Consider the following 17,750-nt stretch of genomic DNA (forward strand, 5'->3'; position numbering starts at 1 on the left):
GCCCGTGAGCCTGCTCGCCAGCATCACGTCGCCGCGCGACCTGAAGCGTCTCTCCGACGCGCAGATGACCGACCTCGCCGCCGAGATCCGGCGCTTCCTGGTCGCCGAGGTCGCGAAGACCGGTGGGCACCTCGGGCCGAACCTGGGCGTCGTGGAGCTGACGCTCGCGATGCACCGCGTGTTCGACTCGCCGAACGACCCGTTCGTCTTCGACACCGGGCACCAGTCGTACGTGCACAAGCTCGTCACCGGACGCCAGGACTTCTCGAAGCTGCGCGAACGCGGCGGCATCGCCGGCTACCCGCAGCGGAGCGAGTCCGAGCACGACATCGTCGAGTCCTCGCACGCGTCGTCGTCGCTGTCGTGGGCCGACGGCATCTCCCGCGCGTTCGGGCAGACCGGGCAGACCGACCGCACCGTCGTCGCGGTGGTGGGGGACGGTGCGCTCACCGGCGGCATGACGTGGGAGGCGCTCAACAACATCTCCGACGACAACGATCGGCGCCTGGTCATCGTCGTCAACGACAACGGCCGCTCGTACGCCCCGACGATCGGTGGCATGGCGCGGTTCCTGAGCTCCGTGCGCACCCGCCGCGAGTACCGGGCCCTGTACGAGGGCACGCAGGCCGTGGCGGCCCGGTTCGGCGCTCCGGGTCGTGCGGTGTACCGAGGCATGCGCGGGGGCCTGCACGGCTTCCTGTCGCGGTTGACGAACAACGAGGCGCTGTACTCGAACCTCGACATCAAGTACATCGGCCCGGTGAACGGCCACGACCAGCAGGCGATGGAGGCAGCGCTCCGGCAGGCCAAGGAGTACGGTGCTCCCGTGATCGTGCACGCGATCACCGAGAAGGGCCACGGCTTCGAGCCCGCCCTGCGCGACCAGGCCGACCAGTTCCACGCCGTCGGGCACATCGACCCGGAGACCGGGGAGTCGCTCGACGCCGCATCGGGCCCGTCCTGGACCTCGGTGTTCGCGTCTTCCCTGGCCGAAGCGGGCGCCTCGGATCCTCGGATCGTCGCCATCACGGCGGCCATGCTCCGGCCGACGGGGCTCCACCTGTTCCAGGAGCAGCACCCCGACCGGGTGTACGACGTCGGCATCGCCGAGCAGCACGCCGTGACGACCGCCGCGGGCCTCGCGTACGGCGGGCTCCACCCGGTCGTGGCGCTCTACGCGACGTTCCTGAACCGCGCGTTCGACCAGGTGCTGATGGACGTCGCACTGCACAGGGCCGGTGTGACGTTCGTGCTCGACCGTGCCGGGATCACCGGCCCGGACGGCCCCTCGCACCACGGCATGTGGGACCTCGCGCTGCTGCAGGTCGTGCCGGGGATCCGGATCGCCGCGCCCCGCGACGCTCCGACCCTGCGCGAGGAGTTCCGCGAGGCGATCGCCGTCGACGACGCCCCCACCGTGCTGCGGTGGTCGAAGGGGCAGGTCGGACCGGACATCCCCGCGATCCGTCGTCTCGCCGATGGTGTGGACGTCCTGCACGCTGCCGCGGACGACGTCGAGGACGTGCTCTTCGTCGCCGTCGGGTCGATGGTGCCGGTGGCACTCGAGGCCGCGGCGCTGCTCAAGGCGCAGGGCATCGGCGTCACCGTCGTCGACCCGCGCTGGGTGGTGCCGATCCCGGTGTCGCTGATCGAGCTGTCACGGACGCACCGGCTCGTGATCACCATCGAGGACGGCGTGCGGGTCGGCGGCGTCGGGACCCGGCTGCGGCAGGACCTGCGCGCTGCCGGGGTCGACACCGGGGTGAACGAGCTCGGGCTGCCGGATGCGTTCATCGACCACGCGACCCGGTCGCAGATCCTCACCGACGCGGGGTTGACGGCGCAGGCCATCGCCCGCGACGTCATCGACCAGGTCGTGGGGACGAAGCTGCCGCAGGCGAAGCCTGCGCGGTCCCGCGAGTCCGCGGCGTCCGACCGCTGACCGCGCGGTTCGGGAGCGTCTCGCACCGGTCCGGTCCGCTCAGCACCGGTTCGGTCCGTTCAGCAAAACACCGGTGTTCGCGCTCCACGCCGCGTTTTGCGGGTGTTCGGTGCGCGAACACCGGTGTTTTGCGTACTGGGCGCTAGCGGGAAGCGGGGCCGACGATCCGCGGCTCGTGGAACGTGCCGCCGAACACTCGCTCGGACGCTCCGGATCGGTCGAGGTAGGGGCTGATCCCACCGGCCTGGAACGGGTAACCCGCACCGAGGATGAGCCCGAGGTCGATCTCCTCGACGTGCTCGACGACCCGGTCCTCGAGCATGCGGTGCAGCTCGTCGGCCAGGGCGTCCTCGAACCGGCGCTGCATCTCGGCGGCGTCGACCGGCTTCGCGTCCTTCTTGGACGGCGCGACGAGCTTCACGGCGGCGGGGTCGTACCCGGTCGCGTTGCCCTTCTTGTCGCGGGTCAGGATCGTCCCGTGCTCGGCGATCTTCTTCAGGCCGTCGCCGGGGTAGAAGCGCTCGGGCCAGGCCGCGTGGTGCGAGTCGAGCACGTGCGCGCCGACCGGCAGCCCGACGAGCTCGAGCAGCTCGAACGGTGACATCGGCAGGCCGAGTGGTGCGGCACCCTGGGCGACGGTGTCGAAGGAGGTGCCCTCTTCCACGCCGCGCATCGCCTCACCGAGGACCCGTGCGAGCACCCGGTTGACGACGAAGCCCGGCTGGTCCGCGGTGATGATCGCGGTCTTCTTCAGGGTCTTCGCGACGGCGAGTGCGGTGACGAGGGCCTCGTCCGAGGTCTTCGCCGCGCGCACCACCTCGAGCAGCGGCATGACCGCGACCGGGTTGAAGAAGTGGAAGCCGACGAGGCGCTCCGGGTTGGTGAGCACCGACGCCATCTCGTCGACGGAGAGCGACGACGTGTTCGTGGCGAGGATGGCGTCCGGTGCGATGACCTGCTCGATCTTCCGGAGGACCTCCTGCTTGACGGTCATCTCCTCGAAGACGGCCTCGATCACCCAGTCGGCGTCGGCGAAGGCGTCGTAGGACACCGACCCGCTGACGAGTGCGGTGATGCGGTTCGCGTCGTCGGGCGAGATCCGGCCCTTGTTGAGCAGCTTCGCGACCTCGCCGCGGATCCGCTCGACGCCGGCGTCCACACGGGACTGGTCGACGTCGGTGATGACGACGGGGACGCCCAGGCGTCGGGCGAACAGCAGCGCGAACTGCGACGCCATCAGCCCGGCGCCGAGGACGCCGACCTTCGTGATCTTCTTCGCGTCGACGCCCTCGGGAGCGCCGACGGGCTTCTTCGCACGCTTCTGCACGAGGTCGAAGGCGTACATCGACGCGGCGAACTGGTCGCCCGAGATGAGGTCGGCGAGGGCCTCGTCCTCGTCGGCGAAGCGTTCGTCGAGCGAACCCGACTTGGCGGCGGCGACGAGGTCGAGCGCCCGGAACGGCGACTTCGGCACCGTGCCGATCTTCGACGCGACCTGTCCGCGGGCGACCTTGACGACGGTGCCCCATGCGGCCTTCTCGAGCATGCCCGGCTCGTTCTTCCGAACCACCTTGGTCGTTCCGGTGATGACGCCGTCCGCCCACGCCACGGCCGAGGGCAGGAACGTGACGGACGGGACGAGCACGTCACCGATGCCGATCTCGACCGCGGCCGGGCCGTCCATCAGACGGTTGTTCTTGAGCGGGTTCTCGACGATGACGCGGAGTGCGCGCTCCGGCCCGATCAGGCGGGGGAGCAGCGTCGCGCCGCCCCAGCCGGGGATGATGCCGAGGAACACCTCGGGCAGGCCGATGCCCTGCGCCGCCGACGAGAACGCCCGGTAGGTGCAGTGCAGGGCGATCTCGAGCCCACCGCCGAGCGCCAGGGTGTTCACGAACGCGAACGACGGCACCCCGAGGTCGGCGAACTTCCTGAGCGTGGCGTGCCCGAGTGCGGCCAGGTCGTGGGCGGCCTCGCGCGACGGGACCGCCGCTGCCTGGGACAGGTCGGCCCCGGCGGCGAAGCAGTACTCCTTGCCGGTGATGGCGACGCCCTGGATCGTGCCGGCGGCGGCCTCGGTCTTCAGGGTGTCGAGCACGCCGGCGAGCTCACGGAGCGTGCGGGGCCCGAGGGTGTTCGGCCGCTTGTAGTCCTTGCCGTTGTCGAGCGTGATGAGCGCCAGCGTGCCACCCGAGGGCATCGTGACGTGCTTGACGAACGAGTGCGTGACGACCTCGTCCTCGCTGAGTTCGGCCAGTCGGTCGTTGTCGACGATGGTCATGGTCACGCCCCCTTCCGAGCCGAACGCTCGGCCGACTTGCTGTGGTTCGGGTTCTCCCAGATGACGGTGCCGCCCTGGCCGAGCCCGATGCACATCGTGGTGATGCCGTACTTGACGTCCGGTCGCTCGGCGAACTGTGCGGCGAGCTGGTTCATCAGCCGGACGCCACTCGACGCGAGCGGGTGGCCCACGGCGATCGCGCCGCCCCAGGCGTTCACGTTCGGGGAGTCCTGGGCGATGCCGTAGTTGTCGAGGAACGCGAGCACCTGGACGGCGAACGCCTCGTTGATCTCGAACAGGCCGATGTCGTCGATCGACAGGCCGGCCTTCGACAGGGCCTTGTCGGTCGCGGGGACCGGGCCGACGCCCATGACCTCGGGCTCGACGCCGGCGAAGGCGAACGAGACCATGCGCATCTTCGTCGACAGTCCGTGCTGCTTCGCGCCGTCCTCGGACGCGAGCAGGCTCATGGTGGCGCCGTCGTTCAGACCGGCGGCGTTGCCGGCGGTGACCCGTCCGTGGGGCCGGAACGGCGTCTTCAACGCGGCCAGCGCCTCCAGGGTCGTCCCCGGCCGCGGCGGCTCGTCGGTGCTGACGACGTCCCAGCCGTCGCCCTTGTTGACCTCGACCGGGATCACGTCCGGCTGGAGCTTGCCGTTCGCCCAGGCGGCGGCGTAGCGCTGCTGGGACTGGACGGCGTAGGCGTCCGTGCGGTCCTTCGTGATCGCGGGGAAGCGGTCGTGCAGGCGCTCGGCGGTGGCGCCCATGACGAGGGCGTCGCTCGAGACCATGCGCTCCGCGACGAAGCGCGGGTTCGGGTCGGCGTTGAAGCCCATCGGGTGCCGGCCCATGTGCTCGACACCACCGGCGATCGCGATGTCGGCGGCGCCGAAGGCGATGGCGCCGGCGAGCGTCGTGACGCTCGTCATGGCACCGGCGCACATGCGGTCGATCGCGTAGCCGGGCACCGACTTCGGCAGACCCGCGAGCATGCCGACCGTGCGCCCGAGCGTCAGCCCCTGGTCACCCTGCTGCGTGGTAGCCGCGACGGCGACGTCGTCCACGGCTGCGGTGTCGAAGGCGTTCCGGTCGAGCAGTCCGCGCATCGCGTGCACCGCGAGGTCGTCGGACCGGGTCTTCCAGAACACCCCCTTCTCGCCGGCTCGTCCGAACGGTGTGCGAACGCCGTCCACGAACACGACGTCTGATGCCTTTGGCAATCCGGGCCTCCCAGATCCTCATCGATCGGGCCGGAACGCAGGTCGCTCCGGCCTGGCCGGGCCTCGCCCGGCGACCCTCCCGACGCTATGCCCCCAGCCTGGGCGGCCGCATGCCGGTTGGGCAGTTCCTACGACTCGTCGTCGTTCGTCGCCGCGGGCCGCTGTGCAGCAGCCACAAAGGCCGACGCGATGATCGACGCGAGTTCCTCGACCTGCCACGGGCGGGCGTCGTGCTCGGCGAGGGCGGCGCCGACCAGCTCGGTCGACACAGGCGACGGCGGGGCCCACGACACGAGCCGGAGCGTCTCCGGCGTGAGCAGGTTCTCGAGCGGGATGTCGAGCTCCTCGGCACGCTTCGTGACCGCGGCGCGCGCGGCCTTGTACCGGCGGTCGGCGGCCGGGTTGCGGTCCGCCCAGGCACGGGGCGGGGGCAGGGTGGCCTCGCCGGCACCGCGGAGGCGGGGGAGGTCCTCGGTGGTGCGGCCTTCCTCGACGGCGGCCCACCAGCGGTCGAGCTCAGAACGGCTGGCGCGGCCCGTGAACGTCTTCAGCGCACCGAGTTCGGCGCGGGACTCGGGTGCAGCGGCCGCGGCGGCGACGATCGCCGAGTCGGGGATCGTGCGCCCGGGGGCGATGTCCGCCTGTCGGGCGTACTCGTCGCGGGCGAGCCAGAGTGAGCGGGCGATCGCCAGTGCTCGAGCACCACGGAGCGCGTGCATGCCGGACAGCCGACGCCAGGGCTCGGCACGGGCGGGCTTCGGCGCGCGGTGCAGGACCGCGTCGAACTCCTCCTGGGCGATCCGGGTCTTGCCGGCCTCGTCGAGCTTCTCGGCGAGGGCGTCGCGGAGGTCGGGCAGCAGCTCGACGTCGAGCGACGCGTAGACGAGCCACGACTGCGGCAGGGGACGGGTCGACCAGTCGGCGGCCGAGTGCGCCTTCGCCAGGGTGATGCCGAGCAGCTGCTCGACGACGGCGCCGAGGCCGACACGGGGGAACCCGGCGATGCGGGCGCCGAGTTCGGTGTCGAAGATGCGCGTCGGGACGAGGCCGACCTCCTGCAGGCACGGCAGGTCCTGCGAGGCGGCGTGGAACAGCCACTCCTCGTCGACGATGGCGGCCTGCAGCTCCGAGAAGTCGCCGATCGGGATCGGGTCGAACAGGAACGCACCGGCACCACGGCGGAACACCTGGATCAGGTAGGCGCGCTGCGAGTAGCGGTAGCCGCTCGCGCGCTCGGCGTCGACCGCGACGGGGCCGTGGCCGGCGGCGATGGCGGCGACCGCCTCGAGGTAGTCCTCGCGCGTGTCGATCACCTTGACGGCGTCGTGCGATGCCTCGAAGGCGGGGCTGGCGGCGGCGGCCGGAGCGGCCGAGCCAGCAGCGGCAGCCGGAGCAGTCGAACCGCCAGCCGTGGCTGCGGACGCAGCCGGGCCGGTCGATCCAGCGGCGTCCTGGGGAGCGGGGTCGGTCACTTGGCGAGCCTCCTCGGGGCCAGCAGGGTCACGCCGTCCGATGCGGGCGGCAGACCGGCGAGCATGGCGACGATGTCCTGCCAGGCCCGGACGTGTGCGGTGAGGTCGTCGCCGCGTGGTGTCCACGACGCGCGGAGTTCCAGCTGGGCGCCGTCGCCCTGTGCGGCGAGGTCACCGTACCCGCGCGAGATGATCTTGGTGGCCGTGCCCGAGGCGTGGTCGTACGTCGCACCGTGCGACTCGAGCGCGTCGACGAGCCAGCTCCAGGTCACGTCGGCGACGAACTCGTCGACGCCGATCTCCGGCTCGAGCGGTGCCTGGGCGAACGAGACGACGCGGAACGCGCCGCCCCAGCCCTCGGGTTCTTCCGGGTCGTACAGGGCGATGAACCGGCCGGTGCCCAGGTCCGACTCGACGCCGTGCGCGGTGCCGGACACGTCCGCCGCCAGGGCGATCGAGAACGGTGCGATCCGGGTCGGCGAGGGGATCTCGGTGACGGTGGTCTCGGCACGGCCGCTGCCGCCGGACACGAACGCGCGGAGCCGCGCGAAGGCGTCGGGCTCTCGGGTTTCGGACACACATGCAGACTAGGCTCCGGGCCATGTCCCGATCCGCGCGACCCGCCGAGGACGTCGTCCAGGAGACCGCTCGATCGGCCGGGTTCATCGCTCTCGGCGCCGGTCTGGCAGCTGCCGCGGTGGGGACGGCCGTCATCGGTGGCTTCGTCGCCGCCGTCGCCCGCGCCGTGGTCACCCCCGACCGCAAGCGCAACGAGCGCGTCCCGATCCACGCCGTCGACCCCGTCCGGAAGACCGTCACGATCGAGCGCACGGCCGACACCGAGCTGCAGGGCCGCTACTCGCTCTGGTTCGGCGGCGGCACCGGCCACATGCGCGTCGGCGAGGTCCTCGGCACGACCGACACCACCGTCACGCGCCGCATCATCGCGATCGACGCCGGCGACCCGACCGCCGCACGTCGCGGTCGCTGGGGCGGCTGGTTCTACCTGACCCCCGGCGAACTCGACGTGCCCGTCGAGGACGTCGACATCCCCACCCCGAACGGCCCGGCTCCCGCGTGGGTCGTCCGCGCCGACGACCCGGCAGCGCCGTGGGCCGTCCTGGTGCACGGCCGTGGCGTCACGCGTGCCGAGACCATCCGCGCCGTCCCCGTCTTCCGCGCCGCCGGGTACTCGGTGGTGCTCGCCTCGTGGCGGAACGACGGCGTCGCCCCGCCGAGCGTCGACCGCCGCTACGGCCTCGGCAGCACCGAGTGGGAGGACGTCGACTCCGTCCTCCGCTGGCTCACCGCGCAGGACGCTCAGAGCGTCGTGCTGATGGGCTGGTCGATGGGTGGCGCCGTCGTGTTGCAGACCCTGCTCCGCTCGCGCTTCGCCGGCCTGGTCGACGGGGTGGTGCTGGAGTCCCCGGTGGTCGACTGGCACGCCGTCCTGAAGTCGCAGAGCCAGCTCCTGCGTCTGCCGCGTCCGGTCCGCAAGGTCGCGCAACGCCTGCTCCGCACGCCGGTGCTGCACCGGCTCGCCGGGCTCCAGGCTCCCGTGGACCTGCGCGAGCTCGACATGGTCACGCGCTCCGACGAGCTCACGGTGCCGATCCTGCTGCTGCACAGCGACGACGACGGGTTCGTGCCGTCCTCGGCCTCGCACGACCTGGCCCGCGCACGGCCCGATCTGGTGCGGCTCGAGATCCAGACCACGGCCCGGCACACCAAGCTCTGGAACCACGACGCCGACTGGTTCGACGCCCGGATCCTCGCGTGGCTCACCGAGGTGGTCCAGCGGCGCGGGGCGGCCAGCGCGCGGTAGACGCGACCGAAGGGCGGACGGGAGTCGCGGTGTCAGCTGGCACCGCGCCTCCCGTCCGTCACCTGCTCACGTCGTCGCCACTTCGGTGGCCCCTGGTCCGCCGAGCGCGCAGAACGGTAAAAGGACATGGGCCGGCACTCGGCACGGTGTGGGAAGAAGGCTGGGAGGACGGCGATGCTTGCGCCGCACGCCCGCACGTCAGGTCCGTGGGAAGAGATCGACTGACCGTGGCGTAGCCCGGTATCGCAGGTGTTCGAAGTCCGGGTGCCAGTCGACCAGGCCCACCACCGCACGGACGGCGATGTCGACGAAGAACGGGGATACGACCATCCGATGGGGGACGGTCTCTGCCTCGACCTCGCTCGCCGGCCGCGACCTCTTGCCGGAGAAATCCGTGACGTGTTCGACGTCGGTGGCGGTGCCCCAGGAGTACGCGGGGAGGAGCCGGTCAGAGTCGGGCGTCGTGGTGCCGACGACCTCCCACATGCCTGGCTGGAACCGCGCCGGCAGGGTCAGTCCGGCGATGACGGGCTGCGTCGCGAGCACCACGAGCGGATCCGCCGGCGGCGGTACTTCTTCGGGACGTTGGAAGACGGCGACGTAGACGGCATCGAAATGTTCCGATATCACGTGCCCGAGCAAAACACCGCCCGCTCCGTCCGATATGAGGAAGACGTCGCCAGCGGCGGCCGCGAACGGCGCACGGCTGCATGGGTAGAACACACTGGCTGTCCCGGAGGGGGTGCTGGGTCCCCTTGGATCCGGTGCCGCGAGTGGTGTCCGTGGCACCCTGGTGCGCCGGAGCTGGCGTGCGCGCTCGTCGAGGTCCCGACCCGGCCATCCGTGGTCGACGACTTCGATTGTGAACAACGTTTCGGGGTCAGCGCGCGTCTCGGTCAGGAGCTGCGCGAACAGTTGTGCGCCGCTGTCGGCCTGGTGAAACTGCTGCGTCGACCGATCGGGCTTGCTCCGTCTACCGAACATCGCGGACTCCGTCTTCGTCGGTGGATGTGAGGATGAGCTGGTCCGGTCGAGGCAGCTCGGCCGGCATGTCGGTGGTGAACCAGGGGAATTCGACGAAGTTGATGCGACCCTCGAGCATCCAGACGAGTACTTCGCCCGCGAGGGGGGCCTCGTCGGAGCAGTAGTAGACGGCCCATCGGAGAGGACCGTCGGCGTAGTCGGACCGAGGTGCCTCGGCGAGCACGATGTCGAAGATCCGCGGGACCGACTCGTCGACGGTCCGCACTGCCTCGACCTGGTCGCGCAGCAAGGTGGACCTGGGGTCCTGCGACGCGTCAAAGCACGTCCGCAGGATCGCCGCGATGTGGTGTGCCGTGGTGTCGCCCTCCCGACTGCCGACCACGTGCGAAGCCACCGCGGGTCCGAGAGCCCGCTCGATCGCGTTCGAGATCTCGATGACTGATCCGTCGATGCACACGGTGACTTCAGTGCTGTCGAAGAAGTCGATGCGGAGCACTGCCTGCGCCGGATCGGGTCCGGCGGCGACCGGAACGCCGAAGAACTCGCAGTCGATCATCTGGTGGTTCTCCTGGACGAGCGTCAGCATCTCGTCGTGCGAGAACCACAGCCCGGGTCCCGACGCTGCCATGAGTCGCCGGTCCCACTCGTGCACGTCGACAGTCGAGCTCGGTTGCATGACCATGTCGAGCTCCGTGGCGAGCCAGTGCAGGGGCGTGAGGTTCAACGATTCGAACACGTCCCGGAAGCCAGGCAGCGGCCCCTCGTGTGAGGGGCCCCTCCGGAAGAACCAGAACCGCTGAGCGGCCTCTCGTCGGCCGGTCATCAGGTGTTGGTGAGCCAGATCGCGGGCCCCTCGCTCGGCATGACGATGATCCGCAGCCTTCTCGTGAGGCGTTTCATTGATCCCGCTGACGATCGGGGTCTGACCGAGCGAGACGAGGGTGCGTAGTCACCGAGCGCGTCGGCGAAGGCGTCGAGTGGACCGATGAACGGTCGGAGAGGGTCTTCCTTCTTCGTGGAGTGCCGTCGGACTGCACCGGTGAAGTCCGAGGGGACAGCGTCGCAGTGCACCTCAGCGTCGGCCGGGATCGCGGCGATCATCGAGACGATACCGCCGGGTGGTTCGATGGTCGTCCTGCAGGTGACCGCTCGAAGGTGTGCGATCGAGAGGTCTGGCTGTGTTCTGGTCATCGTCAGTCCTCAGCGTTGTTCAGCCCGGTCATCTTCGTCGTCTGGGATCGAGGTGAACAGATCTCCGCCCCCGAGAGCGATCACCCGCACCGGCGGTCTCTCCGGGCCGGTGTAGTGCCAAGACTCGTACTGCGCGTCAGGATCGGCTCTCAGCACGACTCCGCTGGAGAAGGTCAGCTCCAGAGAGCTTTCGTCGATCCGGGCCTCGATTACCGTCTGGGTGTGCAGACGCAAAGCTGGAACGAGCGAAGACTTGTCGCCGTCCGGGGCAACTTGGGAAATGGCTCCGCTCGGCTCACCCACCGTCAATGTGGATTCGAAAGCCGTGCTCGCACCGTTGGAGAAGCGCAACGTGACCATGTGGTCGATCCCAATGAAATTGACGGTTTCTCTCACAACGGACAGGCGCATGTCATCTCCGTTTCTTTTGGCCAAACGACGTAATTACCGCTCCGGAAAGCGTACAACGATTCGTCAAGGTTGCGGAACACCGCCCCAGGAAGTCGTCCAATCTCATCGTCGGGTTGACTACTGCCTCGTCGAAGACGACTGTCACCGTGGTGCTGTCGACAGAATCGATGCGCACAACTGGATCCGCCGTCGCGGGTGATACGCGGTGTCGTCATCGGCCGCGACCAGACTGGTTCTCAACGTTCGCCTGGTTTCCCGATGAAGTTGGTGACGAACAGCGCGCCCATCACCTGGTCCCTTTCCTTTTCGAGTGCGACAGTCACGAGGGAGTCCTCAAGCCACACGAAACACAGGCGAACCTCGGTAGAACCGAGGAGAGCGAGATTCGTCGTGAATTCTTCCAACCCAATCACTACGACACCTTTCTCCCTGGCCAAGTTGTACTTCGTCCAAAGTGTCCGCGCGATGCTCGAGGCGTCCTGTACGCTGAGTCGGAGATCTTCTTCACAGGCTTGAGGCAGAAGCGCCGCGGACGCCTTCAAAGCGGCCGGGGTTGTCAATTCCTTCAAGAGATGACGAAGTGCTCCTACGGAGATTGTTTTTTGCGTCGGTGCGCGATCGAGGTATGTCGCTGCGAGCGGAACTTGGTGTTCGGCGTCTACGACGAAGGACGCGATCCGCTCGCCCGCCTCGGCCTGGCAGAACAGGATCGGTCCATTGCCAAGATCATGCAGTGGCGCTAGAAGTTCAACTAAGTTCGGAGATCGAACCAGGTAATTGTCCCGCACCATTCTCTCGAATTCGGCTGCCTCGAACTGGTCTACAAACAATTCCTGTTCAGGTGGCAGTTCTGTCAACAGGGTCAGCGCATCTGCTGGAACGTTCAATCCCGAGCGCTCGATCATCCCTTCGAGCACCTCGACAGTCATGACTTCGCTCAACTCTCGTACCTCTCCACCTTTGCGCCACGGACGACTCCGCGGATGAGGACTTCCGACTCACCGAACTCGTCAGGCCCGAGAACTACCCTGCTCCGGTACGGCTCGAGATCTGTGCTGAGGATCACGCCGCGGCCTCCAGGTGTGAGTTCGCCGTCTCCATATGGGTCGGACGCGAATCGCTCGGCGACGGTTCGGTCGGTGGTCCAGCTGGTGAGCTTGCTTTCTCGGCTGTTTCCTCCGTTGTGCATGGCGCCATCTTGGTGCCCCTGTAAGTCTCCGGGCAATGCTTCCCCGTTCTTTGCTGCCTCGAACCGGTGATGCGCGGCGTTGATGCCGCGATAGATCGTTGTTGGAACAGGCGGAGTCGGCGCGAAGTCGTCGAGTTTCGAGACCGCCGTCGGGAGGTGGACCTTCGACATGGTGCCGCCGGTCGCCGCCGACGTCGCGGCACCCTCGGCAGCGTTCCGGAGCAGACCACCCGGGGTCACCGGCTGGCCACTCACCGCGTAGTTCGCGACGTTCTCCGCCGCCCCTTCTGCTGCGTTCTTGACCAGTTGCTTGCCGATCAGGGCACCGGCACCACCGCCGACCGCACCGAATGCCCCGCTGACGGCGACCTGGCCCCAGTTCACCTCGCCGGTCGTGGCCTTCTGGATGATGGTGTCGGCACCGGCGCTGATGAGCATCGCGCCGACCGGACCGCCGACGCCGGTGGCGACGAGCACCCCTCCGGCGACGACCATGGCACCACCGGCGACGTACTCCCAGTTGTCGGCGAACCAGTCACCGGTCGCGGCTGCGGCACGTGCGAGCGGTCCCTGCTGCGCCGCCGCGTAGGCCTCGAGCTCGGCGTCGGTGACGGGCGCGAGTCCGAGCGGGTCGATGGCGTGCAGCGGATCATTGCCGGCGAACGAGTACGGGTTGCCGGCCCAGGCTGCTCCCGCGGGCGCGGTGACCGGGTCGACGGACAGGAAGCCGCGCGACGACGGGTCGTAGGCTCGGGCGCCCATCCACTCCAGGCCGGCGACCTGCAGCGAACCGTCGGCGCCGAGTGCGATGCCGCCGGGCAGGCCGGAGCCGCCGAGGTCGACGAGCGTCTGCCACGGGTCGGCGTCGTCGGCTGCTCTGATCGTGCGTCGACCGCTGGTGGCCCACCCGTCGTCCACGCCGGTGAGACCACCGGGAGCACGGACGACCGGTGTGTCGCCGACAGCGAGGAGCGTCGGCGCGAACGCGGCGGTGTCCCAGTCGATCTGGACGCCGTCGACATCGGCGAGTTCACCGAGGGCGTCGACGTGCAGTTCGGTCGTGGTGCTGCCTGCCGCGGTGGTCTCCGCCACCCCGGTGAGGTGACCCTGCGGGGTCCAGCCGTACGTGGTCGTCACGCCGTCGGCTCGGAGCGCCTGCACCCGACGACCAGCGCCGTCGTAGGCGTACTCGACCTCGGGCGACCCGTCCACGGCGTCGACGCCGATCAGCTGACCGGCGGCGTCGTGCCGGAACCGTCGGGCCCCGGAGTCCGTCCGTTCCTCGGCCAGCCGACCAGCGACGTCGTAGACCCAGTCGGTGCGACGGGCTTCCTGGACGGACGCCACCAGCTGCGCGGCATCGTCGTGCTCGTAGGTGGTGCTGCCGCCGGGTCCGTCGACCCGGGTGATGCGCCCGTCGGCGTCGCGTTCGATCGTGCTGGCGTGCGTGCCGTCCGCGTCGATGCGCGTGTGCCGGACCACGTGTCCGTTCGCGTACTCCCAGGTCTGCAGCTGATCGCCGCCGCGGGCCTGCAGGAGCCGCCCTGCCGCGTCGTGCTCGTACCGGACCTCGCCGAAGGCCGAGTGGTCGACGCGGACGACCCGCCCGGTGGCGTCGTGCTCGTACCTGGTCGTGGACCCGTCAGGGGACTGCACCGAGGTGCGGAGTCCGTCGGCATCGTGGGTCCACCGGGTCTCGCGCGCGCCGGTGGCACGGCGGACGAGCTGGCCCAGTCGGCTGAACTCGAGGACGTGGGTGGCGGGGGAGTCGGCACGGGTCTCGTCGGTGATCGTCACCCTGCGAGCACGCGCATCGCGGTCGATGCGGCCGATCAACCGGTCCCCGGCGTACTGCGCGGATTCGCGCCCGGCCGCGTCGTACTCCCACCGCAGGACGCTCCCGTCCGGGTCCGTCTGGGTGAGCTGGCGCCCGGCCGCGTCGTAGGTCGCCGTCGTCGTGCGACCGAGCTGATCGGTGGACGAGGCCACCTTGTCGAGCTGCGTGTACGTGCGGACGGTCACCCCACCCAGCGGATCGACGGTGCGGACGAGGCGCCCACGCTGGTCGTACTCGTACCGGGTGGTGCCGCCGAGCCCGTTCACCGCGGCGACGAGTTGTCCGGCGGCGTCGTAGCGGAAGGTCCGCTGGCCGAAACGGGTGTCGCGCGCCGACACGACCCGACCCACGCGGTCGTACCGGTACCGGACGGTGCCGACCCCGGGCACGTCGGCGTGGACGACCCGACCCTGGCGGTCGTACTCGGTCCGGGCGACCTCGCCGGTCGGCAGGGTGCGCGCGACGACCCGTGAATCGGCGTCGTAGGTCAGCGTGGTGCGTGCGCCGGCGGGGTCGATCGCGCTGACCGGGCGGCCGCACGCGTCGTACTCGTACCGGGTGGTGCGGCCCGCCGGAGTGGTCACACCGACGACTCGTCCGGCCAGGTCACGCTCGATCCTGGTGAGTCCACCGTCCGCGTCGACGAGTTCGACCGGTCGGCCGCAGGCGTCGTACGTCGTGAGTTCGGCGGAGGCGTCTGGATGCTCGAGCCGGGTCGGACGGCCGAACTCGTCGGTCGTGACGGACACGGCGTCGAAGGCGTCGCGGACCGTGGAGACGCCGTCAGCGCGCGAGCGCCCCACCTCGGTTCGGACACCGGTCGGGTCGACCGTCGCACCGAGGGCTCCGACCACGTCGTGCTCGCGTGTCCAGGTGCCACCGGCCGGGTCGACCACGGCTTCGAGTCGGGAGAGCGCGTCGTGCGCGAACGCCCACTCGGCACCGTCGGGCAGGGTCATCGACGAGACGTTGCCGAACGTGTCGAAGTCCTTCGTGACGACGCGACCGAGCGGGTCCGTGGTCGACACGACCTCGCCGTGGGCACCGTGGGTGACCTCGGTGCGCGCGCCGGTGGGGTCGATCATCGCGGTGACCCGACCGCCGTCGCCGTGCTCGAACCGCCACAGTCCGCCGTCCGGGTCCTCGCGTGCGGTGAGCAGGCCGGCGCCGTGGTACCGGTAGCGCGTGCGGTGGCCGAGCGGTGTGACGGCCTCGACGATCCGGCCTCCGGCGTCGCGGATCAGACGTGCGGTGTCACCGACGGCGTTCTCGACGCCGACGACCTCGCCTGAGGCGTCGTGGTGGAAGACGACGACGACGCCCGTCGGATCGGTGGTCCGGACCAACAGGCCGTCCCGCCACTCGAGCACGGTGCGACCGCCGACGGGGTCGACGATGGTCGACGGGTTCCGGTCGTCGCCCGCGTACGAGTACTCGAGGACCCCACCGTTCGGGGTGACCACCGTGGTCATGCGGTCCTGCTCGTCGTACCCGAAGGTCAGGTCGGCTCCCTCCGGTGTCACGGTCCGGACGCGCCGTCCCCGCTCGTCGTACCCGTGGACGGTCACCTGGCCGTCGCGCTCGGTCACCGAGACGAGGTTGCCGTGCGGGTCGTACGACATCGACTGACGCCGCCCGTCGGTGTCGATGATCCCGACGACCCGGCCCTTGCGGTCGGCGATCCACGTGTTGGTGTGGTCCCCGTCGACGTCGGAGACCGAGGTGACGCGGCCGGGCAGGTACGCGAACCGCACGCGCCGTCCGAACGGCGTGCGCTGCTCGACGACACGGCCACGGGCGTCGTAGGTGTTCTCGCACTCGACCACACCCGTGGCAGCGGTCACGCGGTCGATCAGCCCGTCGTCGTTCCAGCGGTACCGACGGCTGCCGACGGCGTCCGTCGCACGGACGAGTCGACGAGCATCGTCGTAGTGGTACTCCACGCGGCGTCCGTCGGAGGCGGTCGTCGACGCCACACGGTCGCCCGCGTACTCGACGTCGATGAACCGTCCGAACACGTGCGACAGGCGCGTGATGCGGTCCTGCTCGTCACGCCGCACGGCCACCGTGGTGCCGGCTCCACGTCCGCTGCGCAACCACAGTCCGGACGGCGTGAACTCCCAGCGACCGCCGGCGTTGTCCTGGACGACGAGGGAGTCTCGCTCGGCCCGGAGCCACAGGTCTTCGCCGACCGCGCGGTCCCAGCCGTCGCCCTGCCGCGGGAAGTCGACCTGCCGGCCGTCGTCGAGCACGACCGACGCGGCGTCGTCGGTGATCTCCAGCCGGGTGTCGAGGATCGAGGACCACCCGAGCCCGAACACCCCGGCACGACCGTCGAGCGAGTTGTACATCCGGGTGAGCCGGAGCGACGCCGCCTGCCCGGCGAACGACAGGTCGGTCTCGGGCTCCAGGAAGTTGCCCGTGGCGGTGTTGACGGGATCGTCGGCGAACCCGTTCGTCGGGGGCGTCCCCATCGCCGAGAACGGTCCGATGGTGAAGTCGTCACGTCCGGCGTCGATGCCCGCCGCGGACAGGGCCGCCGCGATCGCCGCGTCCGACAGCGTCGCGGGCCCGGCACCACCACCGGCGGCTTCGAACTGCGCGGCGACGGTGCCCGCCCAGTCGGCGTCCTGCCCGTTCGCGGTGAGCCAGTCGTTGACGGCGGTCAGCAGCGACTGGGCGTTCAGCGTGCCCCAGCAGGGGTTGCACTCGGCCTCGTAGTCGCTCAGGGCGTTGCGGAACGTGGAGACGGCACCCGACAGGTCGGAGTCGAGCGTGCGGGTGTTCGCCTCGAAGGAGCGGAGGTCTTCGGGGACGGCCGACGACGTCCCACCGCTGGTCCCACCACCCGCGGGGATCTCGCGCCCCTTGACGCTGACCTCGTCCGCCTGCAGCCGCGGCTCCGGTTCCGGCTCCGGGGGCTTCGGGTCGTCACCGCCGCCGAACCACGTCGAGATCTCGTGTCCGGCGCCGACGAAGAAGTTCTCCTCGCGTTCACGCTTGCGGGCGTCCCACGCCTTCGCCTGCTTCCGCCGGTCGTCCTCGTCCTTCGCGGCGTCGCGGAGTTCCTGCACGAACCCCGACAGGCTTTGCAACGACTCGACGAGCTTCGTCGCGCTGCGCGCGCCGATGTCGGCGTTGTCCGCGAAGACCTCGGAGAAGTACCCCCGGACTCCGCGCTCGCGGTCGTCACCGACGACGACCGCGATCCGGACTGGCCGCCGATCGACGACGCGAGCGCTGTCGACGCCGATTTGAGCGTGTCCGCCGCGCTGTACGAGTAGCCGGTCGGATCGTTCCCGTGGATCTTCGCCATCGTCAATTCCCCCCATGGTGCTGACCGGCCCATCCTGTCACGGCCGGCGACTGAAATGCCAGAGGACCGCATGCATCCGAAA

General features: G+C 69.9%; 12 protein-coding genes. 2 read left to right on the plus strand and 10 right to left on the minus strand.

Annotated elements, in window-relative coordinates; all coding sequences use genetic code 11:
• Nucleotides 1-4 precede the first annotated feature (4 nt).
• Complete coding sequence (dxs, locus tag ACZZ9K_RS01560) at nt 5-1,942, plus strand: 1-deoxy-D-xylulose-5-phosphate synthase (RefSeq protein WP_463443174.1); 1,938 nt, start codon at nt 5-7, stop codon at nt 1,940-1,942.
• A gap of 142 nt (nt 1,943-2,084) precedes the next feature.
• On the opposite strand, the gene ACZZ9K_RS01565 is transcribed toward dxs, so the two are convergent.
• From ACZZ9K_RS01565 to ACZZ9K_RS01580, 4 genes are all read right to left on the minus strand, one after another.
• Nucleotides 2,085-4,223, minus strand: coding sequence for a 3-hydroxyacyl-CoA dehydrogenase NAD-binding domain-containing protein (locus ACZZ9K_RS01565; RefSeq protein ID WP_463444724.1), 2,139 nt, complete (start codon nt 4,221-4,223; stop codon nt 2,085-2,087).
• Nucleotides 4,224-4,225: 2 nt separating this feature from the next.
• Nucleotides 4,226-5,443 carry a thiolase family protein gene (locus ACZZ9K_RS01570; RefSeq protein WP_027465475.1) on the minus strand — a complete coding sequence of 406 codons (1,218 nt, stop codon included), beginning with the start codon at nt 5,441-5,443 and terminating at the stop codon, nt 4,226-4,228.
• Between the two features lie 128 nt (nt 5,444-5,571).
• Nucleotides 5,572-6,915 carry an HRDC domain-containing protein gene (locus ACZZ9K_RS01575; RefSeq protein WP_463443175.1) on the minus strand — a complete coding sequence of 448 codons (1,344 nt, stop codon included), beginning with the start codon at nt 6,913-6,915 and terminating at the stop codon, nt 5,572-5,574.
• Nucleotides 6,912-7,493: a DUF3000 domain-containing protein gene (locus ACZZ9K_RS01580; protein WP_017886108.1), complete on the minus strand. Its 582-nt coding sequence runs from the start codon at nt 7,491-7,493 to the stop codon at nt 6,912-6,914. The genes ACZZ9K_RS01575 and ACZZ9K_RS01580 overlap by 4 nt, the downstream gene beginning before the upstream one ends.
• Before the next feature lie 23 nt (nt 7,494-7,516).
• Between ACZZ9K_RS01580 and ACZZ9K_RS01585 the strand changes: the two genes are divergently transcribed.
• Nucleotides 7,517-8,740, plus strand: coding sequence for an alpha/beta hydrolase family protein (locus tag ACZZ9K_RS01585; protein ID WP_463443176.1), 1,224 nt, complete (start codon nt 7,517-7,519; stop codon nt 8,738-8,740).
• A 198-nt stretch (nt 8,741-8,938) separates the two neighbouring features.
• Here the strand turns inward: ACZZ9K_RS01585 and ACZZ9K_RS01590 are convergent, their stop codons facing one another.
• From ACZZ9K_RS01590 to ACZZ9K_RS01615, 6 genes are all read right to left on the minus strand, one after another.
• A complete protein-coding gene (locus tag ACZZ9K_RS01590; RefSeq protein WP_027465479.1) occupies nt 8,939-9,724 on the minus strand; it encodes a hypothetical protein in 786 nt (261 codons plus the stop codon).
• The gene (locus ACZZ9K_RS01595) at nt 9,714-10,460 is read right to left on the minus strand and encodes a hypothetical protein (RefSeq protein ID WP_463443177.1); all 747 of its coding nucleotides are present in this window, start codon (nt 10,458-10,460) and stop codon (nt 9,714-9,716) included. Before ACZZ9K_RS01595 ends, ACZZ9K_RS01590 begins: the two co-directional genes overlap by 11 nt.
• An 86-nt stretch (nt 10,461-10,546) precedes the next feature.
• Nucleotides 10,547-10,825 carry a hypothetical protein gene (locus tag ACZZ9K_RS01600; protein ID WP_463443178.1) on the minus strand — a complete coding sequence of 93 codons (279 nt, stop codon included), beginning with the start codon at nt 10,823-10,825 and terminating at the stop codon, nt 10,547-10,549.
• 99 nt (nt 10,826-10,924) lie between these two features.
• Nucleotides 10,925-11,326, minus strand: a complete 402-nt coding sequence (locus ACZZ9K_RS01605; protein ID WP_463443179.1) for a DUF6188 family protein — start codon at nt 11,324-11,326, stop codon at nt 10,925-10,927.
• Nucleotides 11,327-11,562: 236 nt separating this feature from the next.
• A complete protein-coding gene (locus ACZZ9K_RS01610; protein WP_301601344.1) occupies nt 11,563-12,267 on the minus strand; it encodes a hypothetical protein in 705 nt (234 codons plus the stop codon).
• A complete protein-coding gene (locus tag ACZZ9K_RS01615; protein ID WP_463443180.1) occupies nt 12,264-17,684 on the minus strand; it encodes a DUF6531 domain-containing protein in 5,421 nt (1,806 codons plus the stop codon). The genes ACZZ9K_RS01610 and ACZZ9K_RS01615 overlap by 4 nt, the downstream gene beginning before the upstream one ends.
• Nucleotides 17,685-17,750: the final 66 nt, after the last annotated feature.

Source organism: Curtobacterium sp. AC268, from assembly GCF_979258745.1.

Coding starts and splice junctions, on each gene's coding strand:
- ACZZ9K_RS01565 (WP_463444724.1), bottom strand. CDS start 4,223: ATGACCATCGTCGACAACGACCGACTGGCCGAACTCAGCGAGGACGAG.
- ACZZ9K_RS01585 (WP_463443176.1), top strand. CDS start 7,517: ATGTCCCGATCCGCGCGACCCGCCGAGGACGTCGTCCAGGAGACCGCT.
- ACZZ9K_RS01590 (WP_027465479.1), bottom strand. CDS start 9,724: ATGTTCGGTAGACGGAGCAAGCCCGATCGGTCGACGCAGCAGTTTCAC.
- ACZZ9K_RS01600 (WP_463443178.1), bottom strand. CDS start 10,825: ATGATCGCCGCGATCCCGGCCGACGCTGAGGTGCACTGCGACGCTGTC.
- ACZZ9K_RS01605 (WP_463443179.1), bottom strand. CDS start 11,326: ATGCGCCTGTCCGTTGTGAGAGAAACCGTCAATTTCATTGGGATCGAC.
- ACZZ9K_RS01615 (WP_463443180.1), bottom strand. CDS start 17,684: ATGGGGGGAATTGACGATGGCGAAGATCCACGGGAACGATCCGACCGG.